At 70.5% G+C, this 14,302-nt stretch carries 11 protein-coding genes; 1 reads left to right on the top strand and 10 read right to left on the bottom strand.

The features are described 5' to 3' along the window. Nucleotides 1-15: 15 nt before the first annotated feature. The 10 genes from OG444_RS14665 to OG444_RS14620 all read right to left on the bottom strand — a co-directional run bounded on the left by OG444_RS14665 (nt 16) and on the right by OG444_RS14620 (nt 13,583). Nucleotides 16-1,797, bottom strand: a complete 1,782-nt coding sequence (locus OG444_RS14665; RefSeq protein WP_327262605.1) for an IucA/IucC family protein — start codon at nt 1,795-1,797, stop codon at nt 16-18. After that, nucleotides 1,794-2,378, bottom strand: coding sequence for a GNAT family N-acetyltransferase (locus tag OG444_RS14660; RefSeq protein WP_327262604.1), 585 nt, complete (start codon nt 2,376-2,378; stop codon nt 1,794-1,796). The genes OG444_RS14665 and OG444_RS14660 overlap by 4 nt, the downstream gene beginning before the upstream one ends. Continuing rightward, complete coding sequence (locus tag OG444_RS14655) at nt 2,378-3,703, bottom strand: lysine N(6)-hydroxylase/L-ornithine N(5)-oxygenase family protein (protein WP_442810524.1); 1,326 nt, start codon at nt 3,701-3,703, stop codon at nt 2,378-2,380. The genes OG444_RS14660 and OG444_RS14655 overlap by 1 nt, the downstream gene beginning before the upstream one ends. Further along, a complete protein-coding gene (locus tag OG444_RS14650; RefSeq protein WP_327262602.1) occupies nt 3,660-5,156 on the bottom strand; it encodes a pyridoxal phosphate-dependent decarboxylase family protein in 1,497 nt (498 codons plus the stop codon). Before OG444_RS14650 ends, OG444_RS14655 begins: the two co-directional genes overlap by 44 nt. Before the next feature lie 149 nt (nt 5,157-5,305). Then, a complete protein-coding gene (locus OG444_RS14645) occupies nt 5,306-6,208 on the bottom strand; it encodes a siderophore-interacting protein (protein ID WP_327262601.1) in 903 nt (300 codons plus the stop codon). Nucleotides 6,209-6,273: 65 nt separating this feature from the next. Beyond that, nucleotides 6,274-7,311 (bottom strand): ABC transporter substrate-binding protein, encoded by a 1,038-nt coding sequence (locus OG444_RS14640; RefSeq protein ID WP_327262600.1) that lies wholly within the window; start codon nt 7,309-7,311, stop codon nt 6,274-6,276. Nucleotides 7,312-7,816: 505 nt separating this feature from the next. Next, the gene (locus OG444_RS14635; protein WP_327262599.1) at nt 7,817-8,980 is read right to left on the bottom strand and encodes an acyl-CoA dehydrogenase family protein; all 1,164 of its coding nucleotides are present in this window, start codon (nt 8,978-8,980) and stop codon (nt 7,817-7,819) included. 7 nt (nt 8,981-8,987) lie between these two features. Continuing rightward, entirely contained in the window at nt 8,988-9,911 is a 924-nt protein-coding gene (locus OG444_RS14630) for a hydroxymethylglutaryl-CoA lyase (protein ID WP_327266780.1), read from the bottom strand. An 11-nt stretch (nt 9,912-9,922) separates the two neighbouring features. Continuing rightward, nucleotides 9,923-11,950, bottom strand: coding sequence for an ATP-binding protein (locus tag OG444_RS14625; RefSeq protein WP_327262598.1), 2,028 nt, complete (start codon nt 11,948-11,950; stop codon nt 9,923-9,925). A 16-nt stretch (nt 11,951-11,966) separates the two neighbouring features. After that, on the bottom strand, nt 11,967-13,583 hold the full coding sequence (locus OG444_RS14620) for a carboxyl transferase domain-containing protein (protein WP_327262597.1): 1,617 nt from the start codon (nt 13,581-13,583) through the stop codon (nt 11,967-11,969). Between the two features lie 112 nt (nt 13,584-13,695). On the opposite strand from OG444_RS14620, the gene OG444_RS14615 reads away from it, so the two are divergent. Next, the gene (locus OG444_RS14615) at nt 13,696-14,274 is read left to right on the top strand and encodes an SACE_7040 family transcriptional regulator (protein ID WP_327262596.1); all 579 of its coding nucleotides are present in this window, start codon (nt 13,696-13,698) and stop codon (nt 14,272-14,274) included. The last annotated feature ends 28 nt before the right edge of the window (nt 14,275-14,302 follow it).

Below are 14,302 nucleotides of genomic sequence, written 5' to 3'. Positions count from 1 at the left end.
CCCCCGCCCCGTGTGTCACCGCCGGGCGAAGGCCGCGACGGGGTTCTTGAGGTTGCCGATCAGCTGCAGGGCCGCCGCCGGGTCGGCGAGGTCGACCATCTGCTTGTTGTTGCGCAGCTGGAGGCGGTTCAGGCAGGACAGCTGGAACTCCTGCGCGAACAGGTCGTACCGCTCGAAGCGCTCCGCGAGCTGCGGCATGGACTCCTGGTACTCGTGGCCGCAGTCCGCGACCGCCTGCCAGAAGGTGTCCTCGTCGCAGATGCCCTCGTCGGCGAGGATCGCGCCGAGGAAGCGGAAGAAGCAGTCGAAGACGTCCGTGAAGATCGACAGGAGCTTCATGTCCTCGGGGATGTCCGCCCGGACGCGCTCGACCGCGGGCGGCAGCACCGCGTCCGCGTCCATGATGACGATCTCCTCGGCGATGTCCTTGAAGATCGCCCGCTTCACCAGGCCGCCCTCGATGACGAGGATGGTGTTCTCGCCGTGCGGCATGTACGCGAGGTCGTACTGGTAGAAGCAGTGCAGCAGCGGCACGAGGTAGGCGCGCAGGTAGTGGCGCAGCCACTCGGCCGGGGTCAGGCCCGACTCCGCGATCAGCGCGCCGACGAAGGACTTGCCCTCGGCGTCCACGTGCAGGAGCGAGGCCATCGTGGCGAGGCGCTCGTCGCCCTCGATCCGGTTGACCGGGGACTCGCGCCACAGGGCGGCCAGCATCTTGCGGTACGGGGAGTACCGGTCGGTGGCGCGCTCGTACTGGCGGTGGTGGTAGCCGATCGCCGCACGCTCGCGGATGATCGAGAAGTCCACGGACTTCAGGACCTCGTCGCCCTCGATCAGCTGGTGCAGCCAGTCGTTGATGGCCGGGGTGGCCTCCATGTACGCGGCCGACAGGCCTCGCATGAAGCCCATGTTCAGGACCGAGATGGCCGTCTTCACGTAGTGCTTCTCCGGAGCGCTCCGGTTGAAGAACGTGCGGATCGACTGCTGCGCGAGGTACTCGTCCGGGCCCTCGCCCAGCAGCACCAGCCGGTGGTTCGCGATCTCGGCCGCGAAGGTGACCGTGGTCTTGTTCCACCACTGCCAGGGGTGCACGGGGAAGAGGTGGAAGTCGGCCAGGTCCAGGCCCAGCGCGGTCATCCGCTCCGCGAAGACGCCGATGGTCTCCTCGCCGAGCTCCTCGCGCATGAAGGAGTCGTGGTCCAGGCCCGCGCCCGCCGTGAAGGTGGAGACGTCCTTGCGGGCGGCCACCCACACCAGGTGGACGGGGCTGGCGGTCTCCGGGGCGTACGAGAGGTACTCGTGCACCCCGAAGCCGAGCCGGCCGTTGTTCGCGACGAAGCAGGGGTGGCCCTCGGTCATGCCGGTTTCGATGTCCTGGAAGGAGGACTTCGCGAGGACGTCGGAGGAGATCTGCGGCTTCGTGTACTTGTAGCCGGTGCCGGCCAGGGTGGAGGAGATCTCCTCCAGGTAGACGGGCAGCACCTCGGGGCTCAGGCCCAGGGACTCGCGCAGCTCGATGTGGAAGTCGAGGGCGTCCAGCTCCAGCTCGGCGCCGTCCCGGTGCCGGGTGATGGAGGCCTCGTCGACCGACCAGTGGTCGAGGGCGTGCAGGACGGCCTTGAAGCGGTACTCCACGGTGGAGTCGTCGCTCAGGACCGAGTAGAGGCCGGAGCCGAGCGGCTTCGGGGACAGCAGGCGCTCGTGGGAGAACTCCGCGAGGCCCTTGCGGACGAGGGCGCGGTTGGCGCGGGCCCACAGCTGGGGGGAGAGGTGGGCGACGGCGTCGGCGAGGCTCATGCGCGGACCTCCTGGACGGCCGTGGCGGCCTCGAACTGCGCGCGGGTGCAGAAGCTCAGCAGGGCTTCCTTCTCCGGCTTGGTGACCCGGCGCTCCGGCACGAAGCCGACGGCCTCGTTCAGTGCGTGCACGGCGGTGTTGGCGACGTCCGGCTCGACCACGACGCGCTCGGTGGCCGGGTCGGCGAAGACCGCGGCCATCACCGTGGTGATGACCGCGCGGGTGAAGCCGTGCAGCGGGGTGTCGCTCGGGGCGACGAGGAAGTGCATGCCGACGTCGCCGGGCAGGGCGTCGTAGAGGCCGACCAGCTCCAGCTCGGAGGGGTCGTAGGTCTCCATCAGGAAGGCGGGGCGGCCCTCGTGCAGGCCTATGAAGGCCTGGTGGTGCTCGTGGGCGGCGATCCTCATGTACTCGCGCTCGACGTCCGGCAGGGAGGCGTCCTGCATCATCCAGAACGACGCCTTGGGGTGCGTGACCCAGCCGTGGAGCAGCTCCGCGTCGGCGAAGGGGTCCAGGGGGCGCACGGCGAAGGAACCGAGTTCCTTGTCGGTGCGGGAGTAGAGGAGTTCGGTGGTGCTCATCAGAGGGTGCCTTCCGGGGCGGCGAACTGCTGGAACGCGATGGACTTCTCGACCTTGTAGTGCTCGCGGCCGAGGAGCTCACCGACGATGTACGCGTTCCGGTACGCCGCCATGCCCAGGTCGGGCGAGGTGAGGGAGTGGTTGTGGGTGGTGCCGTTCTGCAGGTAGACCCCGCGGCCCGTGGTGTCGATGCTGTAGTTGCGGGCGGCGTCGAGACGGCCGTGGCCGTCGAAGTTCAGGCGGTCCCGCACCGGGTTCAGGAACTCCGGGAAGGTGTACTTGTAGCCGGTGGCCAGCACCAGGCCCTCGGAGCTGAGGGAGAAGTCGCGCTCCTGCTCCTCCTGGCGCAGCCCCAGCGTGTACGTGCCCGTGGTGGTGTCGTACGCGGTGCTGTTCAGGGAGGTGTTGGTCAGCAGGGTGGTCGGGACCGCGCCCGGCATGCTGACCTTCTTCTGGTAGAGCAGGTCGAAGATGGCGTTGATCAGGTCGCCGTCGATGCCCTTGAAGAGGTTCTTCTGCTGGGTCTCCAGCCGGTACCGGGTGTCCTCGGGGAGCGCGTGGAAGTAGTCCACGTACTCGGGGGAGGTCATCTCCAGGGTCAGCTTCGTGTACTCGAGAGGGAAGAACCGCGGCGAGCGGGTGACCCAGTTGAGCTGGTAGCCGTGGACGTCGATCTCGGCGAGCAGGTCGTAGTAGATCTCGGCCGCGCTCTGGCCGGAGCCGATGAGGGTGATCGACTTCTTCTTCTGCAGCTCCGCCTTGTTCTGCATGTAGGCGGAGTTGTGCAGGAAGTCGCCGCCGAGGTTCTCGCAGGACTGCGGGACGTGCGGCGGGGTGCCGGTGCCCAGGACCAGGCGGGGGGCCCGGTGGGTCTCGCCCTTGTCCGTGCGGACCTCGTACAGGCCGGCCTGCTCGTCGTAGGTGACCTCGGTGACCGAGGTGGACCACTGGACGTTGTCGAGGCGGTCGGCGGCCCAGCGGCAGTAGTCGTTGTACTCGGCCCGCAGCGGGTAGAAGTTCTCCCGGATGTAGAAGGAGTACAGCCGGTCCTTGTCCTTCAGGTAGTTCAGGAAGGAGAAGGGCGAGGTCGGGTCGGCGAGCGTGACCAGGTCCGACATGAACGGCGTCTGCAGGTGCGCGCCGTCCAGGAACATCCCGGCGTGCCACTCGAAGTGCGGCTTCGACTCGATGAAGAGGCCGTCGATCTCGTCGAGCGGGGCGGTCAGGCAGGCGAGTCCGAGGTTGAACGGACCGACGCCGATGCCGATGAAGTCGTGGGTCTCAGCGGTGGAGGGCAAGGGATTCTCCCAGGAACTGCTCGGCATGTGCGGCGAGAAGGTCGAGGACGGCGGTGATGTCGGCCGTCGTGGTCTGCGGGTTGAGGAGGGTGAACTTCAGGTACTGCTTCCCGTCCACCTTGGTGCCGGCCACGACGGCCTCACCGGAGGCGAACAGGGCCTTGCGGGCGTGCAGGTTGGCCTCGTCGACCAGGTCGGCGCGGATGTCTTCGCCGTCCTGGGGGACGTAGCGGAAGACGAGGGTGGAGATCTGCGGCTTGACGACGACCTCGAAGCGCGGGTCGGCGTCGATGATGTCCCAGCCGGCCGCGGCCAGGTCGATGACCTCGTCGAAGAGCGAGCCGACACCGTCGGCGCCCATGACGCGCAGGGTCACCCAGAGCTTGAGCGCGTCGAACCGGCGCGTGGTCTGGATGGACTTGTCGACCTGGTTGGGGATGCGCTCCTCGGCCATGCGGCGCGGGTTGAGGTAGTCCGCGTGGTACGTGGCGTGCTTGAGGGTGTCGCGGTCGCGCACCAGCATGGCGCTGGAGCTGACCGGCTGGAAGAACGACTTGTGGTAGTCGACGGTGACCGAGTCGGCGCGCTCGATGCCGTCGAGGAGGTGCCGGCGGGTCGGGGAGACCAGCAGTCCGCAGCCGTAGGCGGCGTCCACGTGCATCCACGCGGAGTGCTCGTCGGCCAGGCGGGCGATCTCGGGGAGCGGGTCGATGGACCCGAAGTCGGTGGTGCCGGCGGTGGCGACGACGGCCATCGGGAAGAGGCCCTCGGCGGCGCACTCCTCCAGTTCCAGGGCGAGCACCGCGGTGTCCATCCGGCGGTTGCGGTCGACCGGGACGGAGATGACGGCCTCGTAGCCGAGTCCGAGCATGGCGGCGGACTTCTGGACGCTGAAGTGGCTGGCCTCGGAGGTGAAGATGCGCAGCTTCGGCAGGAGTTCGGCCTTGGTGAGCTCGCGTCCCTCGTCGAGAGCCTTCTTCATGACGAGCCGGCAGGCCTCGTCACGGGCGAGGAGCAGGGCGTGGAAGTTGGACTGGCTGCCGCCGGAGGTGAAGATGCCGTCCGCGGCCGGGCCGAGGCCGATGCGCTCGGTGGTCCAGTCGATGAGGCGGCGCTCGATCAGCGTGCCGCCGATGGACTGGTCCCAGGTGTCGAGCGAGGAGTTGACGGCCGAGAGGATCGCCTCGCCGAGCACGGCGGGTATGACGACCGGGCAGTTGAGGTGGCCCAGGTAGCGCGGGTGGTGGAAGTACACCGCGTCGCGCAGGTAGACGTCCTCCAGCTCGTCCAGGACGGCGGCCGCGTCCTCGAGCGGCTTGTCCAGGTCGATTCCGTTGATGACCGGGGCGAGTTCGTCGACGGATATACCGGTGTGGGGCCGCTCCGTGGTCGCGAGTTTGGCGGCGACACGGTCGACGCCCTCGGTGACGGAGCGCCGGTAGAGGTCCGCGGTCGTCTCGTTCAGCAGATGCGAGCGCATCAACTTTCCTCCGGGCAGGGGCAGAAGGGGGCGGGGGTGTGGCGTGCGTCGTTTAGGTTAGCCTAACCTTATCGATTGGCCAAATACAGATGGGCCCTGGCTGGAAAGCCAGGGCCCATCTCAACTGGTCTGCCGTGAATGCGAGTTGGCTACAGCTCGGACGTCGGGTCCTCGCTCGGAGCCTTGCCCGCGTACGCCTCCGCGAGGAGCTGCTCCTCGCTCGCGCCGAGTCGCCAGTAGCCGGTGAAGCGCACCGCGCGGCGGTCGACGGATCGTTCCTGCACGAAGTGGCGGCGCACCGAGCGGATCGTGCCGGCCTCGCCGGCGAGCCAGGCGTACGGGGCTTCGGCGGCAACCGGTCCGGCCGCGCGCAGCACGCTCAGCACCTGCTCCGTCCGCTCCCGGCCCTCGCTCTCGCGCACGATCCAGGTGATGTCCGCGTCGGCGGGCGCCGCCAGCTCGATCCGGTCGTCCTCGTGCGGGACCTCGAACCAGGCCCTGACGCCGGTCCCGGCGGGCAGCCGGTCCAGGATCGCGGCCGCGGCCGGCAGGGCGGTCTCGTCCGCGTACATCCAGATCGCGTCGGTGTCGGCCGGCGGCTGGAAGCGTACGGACTTGTTCTCCGCGACGGCCGGTCCGATCGCCAGGATCCGGCGGCCGGCCACGGCCTGCCCGGCCCAGCGGGACGCCGGGCCGGTGTCCCCGTGGAGGACGAAGTCGATGTCGACCTCGTCCGCACCCTCGGGCGTACGGCGCTGTTCGCGCACCGTGTAGGAGCGCATCACCGGCCGCTCCTCGTCCGGCATCGCGCGCCAGGCGGCGAACCAGGTGTCCTCGTCCGTGGACGGGAGCACCGTGTGCTCGCGTCCGGACGCGGGCAGGAAGAGCGACAGGCTCTGGTCGAAGCCGCCCGAGCGGAATCCCTCGAGGGACTCCCCGCCGAACGTGACCCGCAGGAACGAGTGGCCGAGCCGGAGCGTGCGGACCACTTCGAGCTCGAAGAACCGGAAGTGGGCGACGGCCGGGGCGGCGTCGGATGCGGTGTCGGTCATGCGGAGAGGTCCCCCTGGAAGTCGGAACGGCCTGCGTGGCGCCCGGGGTCACCGGGCGCCCGGGGTCAGCTGACCTTCTTGGCGTTCTGGATGGACTTCGCGAGGTCCTCGAGGATCTGCGCGCACTTGTCGTACGAGTAGATGGGCTCGGTCACGCGGGGGGTGACCTGACCGGCCTTGACGGCGGGCAGCTCGGCCCAGGTCGGCCGGTCCTTCAGCTGCTCGGGCTGCAGGGTGCCGGTGCGGTTGTCGAGCAGGATGACGTCGGCCTTGTACTTGCCGGCGTTCTCCCAGCTGAGGCCCTCGAAGAAGCCGCCCTCGTCCAGCTTGTCCGGGGTGACGAACTCGACGCCGAGCTGCTTGAAGTACTTCAGGTCGGCCGAGGTGTCCGGGGTGGAGGCGTAGAAGAGCGCGTCCGAGCCGGAGCCGACGAGCACCTTGACGCCCGGGTTGGCCTTGGTGGCCTCGCGCACCTTCGCGGCGGCGGCCTCGAAGCGGGCCTTGGAGTCCACGGTCTTCTTGGAGTTCAGGTCGGCGCCCAGGGACTTGGCGAGCTCCGCGGTGCGCTCCAGCGCCTTGTCGAGGGTGACGTCGCCGCCCACCTTGATCGCGGCGTGCGGGGCGAGACCGAGGATCTTGTCCTTCGAGGCCTCCGGCACGTACCAGTAGGTGCCGTCCCAGCTGTTGGTGACCAGCAGGTCGGGCTGGAGGGCCGCGAACTTCTCGACGTTGAACTCGTCGTAGACGTTGCCGAGGATCTCGACCTTGGAGATGTCCAGCGAGCCGGCCTGGACGTCGGGCTTGCCGTCGGCGGTCTTGGTCGGGCCGAACACGCCCTTGACCGTGACGCCGTAGTCGTACAGCGCGGCGGCGGTGCCGGTGAAGGCGACGATGTTCTTCGGCTTGGCCGGGCTGCTGACGTCCTTGCCGAGGTCGTCCTTGAAGGTCCAGGCACCGGCGGCCGCGGCGCCGTTGTCCTTGCCGCCGTCACCCTTCGCCTTGTCGGTGCCACCGCACGCGGCGAGGACCGCGACGAGGCCGAGGGCGCCACCCGCTGCGACGAAGCCGCGGCGAGTGAAGGAGGAGGTGCGGGACTTGGGCATGTCGATGTCTGCTTTCGTGCGTGCAGGGTGGCCGCTGGGCCGTTCGCTGAGAAGGTTAGCCTAACCTAAGGGTATGTCCAGAGGCGGGGCAAGATCCATCCGTGAGGTGGATCACTTCTCGCGAGGTGGGGCACGTCCGCCGGGGCAGTGGTGACGGCGCGGGCGTCGCGGGCCGACCGGGCATCATCATGCCGGGGACGGATCCGGCGGCCTTCCACCGGGGAGGGCGCGGAACGGCATGCCGCCCTGCGGCTGCCGGTCGTCGTTCCGGGGAGCAGGACGCAGCAGGTACGGGCGCTTTGGGGCCTCAGGGGCCTCCGGGGCGGAGCGAAGATGCTCGTCGGCGCGGAGGCGCGGAGGCGCGGAGGCGCGGAGGCGCGGAGGCGCGGGGGTGCGGAGGCGCGGAGGCGCAGGGGCGGCCGCGCGGGCGTCCGAGGAGGCGGCCGAGGAGGCGCCGGCTCCGGCGCGGGTGCGGGCACCCGCGCCGGGCGGCGGTGCGTTCGGGTCAGCCGGCGGCGAAGCCCAGTTCACGGGCGATCAGCATGCGCTGGACCTCGCTCGTGCCCTCGCCGATCTCCAGGATCTTGGAGTCCCGCCACATCCGGGCCACCGGGTACTCGTTCATGAACCCGTAGCCGCCGTGGATCTGGGTCGCCTCGCGCGCGTTGTCGACGGCGACCGTCGAGGAGTACAGCTTCGCGATCGCCGCCTCCTTCTTGAACGGCTCCCCGGCCACCAGCCGCGAGGCCGCGTCGCGCCAGCCGATGCGGGCCATGTGGGCGCGCATCTCCATGTCGGCCAGCTTGAACTGGATGGCCTGGTTGTCGCCGATCGCCTTGCCGAAGGCGTGCCGCTCCTTGGCGTACTTCACCGACTCGTCGACACAGCCCTGCGCGAGACCGGTCGCAAGCGCCGAGATGGCGATGCGGCCCTCGTCGAGGATCCGCAGGAACTGCGCGTAGCCGCGGCCCTCCTGGCCCACCAGGTTGGCGAGGGGCACCCGTACGCCGTCGAAGGACAGCTCGCGGGTGTCCGAGGAGTTCCAGCCGACCTTCGAGTACGGGGCGGCCACCGTGAAGCCCGGGGTGCCGGACGGGACGATGATCGAGGAGATCTCCGGGCGGCCGTCCGCCTTGCGGCCCGTCACGGCGGTGACCGTGACCAGACCGGTGATGTCCGTACCGGAGTTGGTGATGAAGCACTTCGAGCCGTTGATCACCCACTCGTCGCCCTCGCGGACGGCGGTGGTGCGGGTACCGCCCGCGTCGGAGCCGGCGCCCGGCTCGGTCAGGCCGAAGGCGCCGAGGATCTCGCCGGAGCACATCTTCGGCAGCCACTGCTGCTTCTGCTCCTCGGAGCCGAAGAGGTAGATCGGCATGGCGCCGAGGGAGACCCCGGCCTCCAGGGTGATCGCGACCGAGGAGTCGACGCGGGCCAGCTCCTCCAGGGCGATGCCGAGGGCGAGGTAGTCCCCGCCCATGCCGCCGTACTCCTCCGGGAACGGCAGGCCGAACAGGCCCATGCGGCCCATCTCGGCGACGATCTCGTAGGGGAACTCGTGCCGCTCGTACAGGTCGCCGATCTTCGGGGCGACGACGTCGTGCGCGAACGCCTCCACGGTGCGGCGGAGTTCCTCGTGCTCAGGGGTGAGCCGGTGGTCGAGGGACATGGTGTGACTACTCCTTGTGGGAGAGGGCGCGGACGGTACGGGAGGGGCTGGGGCGTCCCAGCTGTTCGGCCATCCACACGCTCGTGGCGGTGAGGGCGGCCAGGTCGACCCCGGTCTCGATGCCGAGGCCGTCGAGCATCCACACCAGGTCCTCGGTCGCGAGGTTGCCGGTGGCGCTCTTCGCGTACGGGCATCCGCCGAGGCCGCCTGCGGAGGCGTCCACGGTGGTCACCCCGTGCTGGAGCGCGGCAAGGGTGTTGGACAGGGCCTGGCCGTAGGTGTCGTGGAAGTGCACGCCGATCCGGTCGGTCGTGACACCGGCCTCGTTCAGCGCGGCGAGCAGCGCCCGGACATGGCCCGGCGTGGCCACGCCGATCGTGTCGCCGAGGCTCAGCTCGTCGCAGCCCATGTCCAGCAGGGCCTTGGCCACGGAGACGACCTGGTGGACCGGGACCGGACCCTCCCAGGGGTCGCCGAAGCACATGGAGAGGTAGCCGCGCACGTGCGCCGGTGCGTCACCCTCCTTGGCCCGGGCCACGACCGGCTCGAACATGGCGAGGGACTCGGCCACGGTGCGGTTGAGGTTGCGGGAGGCGAAGGTCTCGGTGGCCGAACCGAAGACCGCGATGCGCCGGGCGCCGAGGGCGAGGGCGCGGTCGAGGCCGCGCTCGTTGGGGACGAGGACGGGCAGCTCCGCCCCGACGTCGGCGAGCTGCGGGAACAGCTCCTCCGCGTCGGCCAGTTGGGGCACCCACTTGGGGTGCACGAAGCTGGTGGCCTCGATGGTGCGCAGTCCGGCGGCCGCGAGGCGGTGGATGAACTCCGCCTTGACGGCCGTGGGGACGGCGGTCTTCTCGTTCTGCAGGCCGTCGCGGGCGCCGACCTCGTGGATGCGGACCCGGGCCGGGAGGCCGGGGGCCGGGACGTTCATGGGCAGCCTGTTCACGCGGCCTCCTCCTCGTCCGGGGTGACGACGGCCAGGATCTGGTCCATGGCGACGGTGGTGCCGGGCGTGACGTCCAGCTCGGTGACCGTGCCGGCGTGCGGGGCGGAGATGACGTGCTCCATCTTCATCGCCTCGACGACCAGGAGGCTCTGCCCGGCCGTGACCGTGTCGCCGACGGCCACCTTGACCACGGTGACGGTGCCGGGCATGGGGGCGGCGAGGGTGTTCGCGCCGCCGTGTCCGGCTCCGCCGAGGTTCGCCACGACAGGGTCGTACGACTGGACGTGCCAGCTGTCGGCGTCGCGGCCGAGCCAGGTCCCCTCCGGGGAGGCGGCGTGGCTGAAGCGGTGCGTGACGCCGTCGAGTTCGACGGTGACGGTGTCCGGGGTGCGGCTGAGGATCCGGCCGCGGGCCGGTGCGCCGGAGCTCTGCCCCGGACCCCGCACCTCAGACGCCCGCGAGGCTGAACCCGCTGCGCTGAGCCGCGTTTCGATGGTGACCGGGTCCTGGCCCGGCAGGCGGAAGTGGTGCACGGTCCACGCGGGCGTGCCGCCCAGGCGCCAGCCGCTGGCGGCGTCGAACGGGTCGGTCCAGCCGTTGCGGTCCGCTCCCGGAAGGGGCTGCGCCAGCAGGGCCGCCGTGGCGTACACCTCGTCCGGGACCCCCTCCGGCAGGAGGGACGGCAGGTCGCGCTCGACCAGGCCCGTGTCCAGGTCGCCCGAGACCACGTCCGGGTGCGCCAGCAGCCTGCGCAGGAAGCCCGCGTTGGTCTGGACGCCCAGGATCACGGTGTCGGCCAGGGCCGCGCGCAGCATGCGCAGGGCCGTCGGCCGGTCCGGGCCGTGGACGATGACCTTCGACAGCATCGGGTCGTACGTCGAGCCCACCGGCACGCCCGCCGTCAGCCCGGAGTCCGTGCGCACCGCACCGCTCGAGGGCTCGGTCAGGGCCAGGACGGTGCCGCCGGACGGCAGGAAACCGCGCGCCGGATCCTCCGCGCAGACGCGGGCCTCGATGGCGTGCCCGGTCAGCGTCACGTCGGACTGGTCGAAGCCCAGCGGTTCGCCGGACGCCACCCGGAGCTGGAGCTCCACCAGGTCCAGTCCGGTGATCAGCTCCGTCACCGGGTGTTCGACCTGGAGGCGGGTGTTCATCTCCATGAAGTAGTACGAGGAGGGGTCACCGCCCGGGACGATGAACTCCACCGTGCCCGCGCCCACGTACCCGCAGGAGCGGGCCGCGTCGACCGCCGCCGCGCCCATCGCCGCACGGGTCTTCTCGTCGAGCAGGACCGAGGGCGCCTCCTCGATGACCTTCTGGTGGCGGCGCTGCAGCGAGCACTCGCGCTCGCCGAGGTGCACCACGTTCCCGTGGGCGTCCGCCAGCACCTGGATCTCGATGTGCCGCGGCCGGTCGATCCACCGCTCGACGAGCAGCGTGTCGTCGCCGAAGGAGGACCGCGCCTCGCGGCGGGCCGCCGCGATCTCCTCGGCCAGCACCGCCTCGTCGCGCACCAGCCGCATGCCCTTGCCGCCGCCGCCCGCCGAGGGCTTCAGCAGCACCGGCATACCGATCTCCATGGAGGCGGAGACCAGTTCGGCGTCGGTCAGGCCGCTGCCCGAGGAGCCCGGTACGACGGGCACGCCCGCCGCCTTCACGGTCTCCTTGGCGCGGATCTTGTCGCCCATCAGGGAGATGGCGCTCGCCGGCGGCCCGATGAAGGCGAGGCCGGCGTCGGCGCAGGCCTGTGCGAAGGCGGCGTTCTCGGCGAGGAAGCCGTAGCCGGGGTGGACGGCCTCGGCGCCGGTGCGCCGGGCGGCATCCAGCAGCCGCTCCACCGAGAGGTAGCTCTCGGCGGCCGCGGCCGGGCCGATGCGGACGGCCGTGTCGGCCTCCCGTACGTGGCGGGCGTCCGCGTCGGCGTCGCTGAAGACGGCCACGGAGCGGATGCCGAGCTGCCGCAGGGTGCGGATGACCCGGACCGCGATCTCGCCCCGGTTCGCCACCAGAACAGTGCTGAACATCAGTGAGGTCCTCACGTCACATACGGAAGATGCCGAAGCCCGAGTCGCCCAGCGGGGCGTTCGCGCACGCGGTCAGGGCCAGTCCCAGCACCTGCCGGGTTTCCATCGGGTCGATGACCCCGTCGTCCCACAGCCGCGCGGTGGCGTAGTAGGCGTTGCCCTGCTCCTCGTACTGCGCGCGGACCGGGGCCTTGAAGGCCTCCTCGTCCTCGGCGGGCCAGTCCTGGCCCGCGCCCTCGATCTGGTCGCGCTTGACCGTCGCCAGGACCGAGGCCGCCTGCTCCCCGCCCATCACGGAGATCTTGGCGTTGGGCCACATCCACAGGAAGCGGGGCGAGTACGCCCGGCCGCACATGGAGTAGTTGCCGGCGCCGTACGAGCCGCCGACCACCACCGTCAGCTTCGGCACCCGGGTGCAGGCCACCGCGGTCACCATCTTGGCGCCGTGCTTGGCGATGCCGCCGGCCTCGTAGTCCTTGCCGACCATGAAGCCGGAGATGTTCTGGAGGAAGAGGAGCGGGATGCCGCGCTGGTCGCACAGCTCGATGAAGTGCGCGCCCTTCTGGGCGGACTCGGCGAACAGGATGCCGTTGTTGGCGATGATGCCGACCGGGTGTCCGTGGATCCGGGCGAAGCCGGTGACCAGCGTCTGGCCGAACTCGGACTTGAACTCCTGGAAGCGGGAGCCGTCCGTGATCCGCGCGATGATCTCGCGGGCGTCGTACGGGGTGCGCGAGTCGACGGGGACCGCGCCGTACAGCCCGTCCGGGTCCACCTTGGGCTCTTCCGGTGCCTCGACCGACCAGGGCAGGGCCCCGCGGTCGGGCAGGGTCGCCACGATGTTGCGGACGATCCGCAGCGCGTGCGCGTCGTCCTCCGCGAGATGGTCGGTCACGCCGGAGATCCGGGAGTGGACCTCGCCGCCGCCGAGCTCCTCGGCCGTGACCACCTCGCCGGTGGCGGCCTTCACCAGCGGCGGGCCGCCGAGGAAGATCGTGCCCTGGTTGCGGACGATGACGGCCTCGTCGCTCATGGCCGGTACGTACGCGCCGCCCGCGGTGCAGGAGCCGAGGACAGCGGCGATCTGCGGGATGCCGGCCCCCGACATGCGGGCCTGGTTGTAGAAGATGCGGCCGAAGTGCTCCCGGTCGGGGAAGACCTCGTCCTGCATGGGGAGGAAGGCGCCGCCGGAGTCGACCAGGTAGAGGCAGGGGAGACGATTCTCCAGCGCCACCTCCTGGGCGCGGAGGTGCTTCTTGACGGTCATCGGGTAGTACGTGCCGCCCTTGACGGTGGCGTCGTTCGCGACGATCACGCACTCGCGGCCGGAGACCCGGCCGATGCCCGCGATGACCCCGGCGGCGGGGGCCGCACCCCCGTACATGCCCTCGGCGGCCAGCGGGGCCAGCTCCAGGAAGGGGGATCCGGGGTCGAGGAGGGCGTCCACGCGGTCGCGGGGGAGGAGCTTCCCGCGGGCGGTGTGGCGGGCGCGGGCCTTCTCGCCGCCGCCGAGCCGGGCCGCGTCGAGCCGGGCGCGCAGGCCCTCGGTCAGCTCGCGGTGGGCGGCCTCGTTGGTCCGCCAGGCCTCGGACGCCGGGTCCGCGGCGCTCGTCAGCACTGGTGCCTGCTGCATCGGTCGAGCTCCCTTGCTCGTTCCACTTGCTCGGTGCACGCTGTTAGTGAGCGTTAACGTGTGTGGGGCTTAGGTTAACGACCGCTAACGGCCCTGTCTAGAATGGTTTCCCATGAGCACCAGAGCGGCCGCCCCGACCCGTCGCGAGCAGATCCTCAGTGAGGCCGCTCGTCTCTTCGCCGCGCGCGGCTTCCACGGCGTCGGCGTCGACGAGATAGGGGCCGCGGTGGGCATCAGCGGCCCCGGCCTGTACCGGCACTTCGCGGGCAAGGACGCCATGCTCGCCGAACTTCTCGTCGGTATCAGTGAACGGCTGCTGACCGGCGGCCGCCACCGGGTGGCCGAGGCCGCGGGCGAACCGGCCAGGGTGCTGTCCTCCCTCATCGACGGACACATCGACTTCGCGCTCGACGACCGGGCGCTGATCACCCTGCACGACCGGGAGCTCGACCGGCTCCGGGACACCGACCGCAAGCTCGTCCGCCAGCTGCAGCGCCAGTACGTGGAGCTGTGGGTGGAGGTCGTCCGGGAACTGCACCCGGAGGTCGTCGAGGCTGAGGTACGGGTCTCCGTGCACGCGGTCTTCGGCCTGCTCAACTCCACCCCGCACCTGGCGGCCCTGGGGCGGGAGGCGACGGAATCGCTGCTGCGGCGCCTCGCGCACGGCGCGTTCGGGGCGCTGTCGGCATGACCCGCGGCGTCCGCCGACCGGAATGGAC

Origin of the sequence: Streptomyces sp. NBC_01232, assembly GCF_035989885.1 — a bacterium.
In the GTDB taxonomy this organism is placed as follows: domain Bacteria; phylum Actinomycetota; class Actinomycetes; order Streptomycetales; family Streptomycetaceae; genus Streptomyces.
This window is presented reverse-complemented; position numbering and strand designations above follow the sequence as displayed.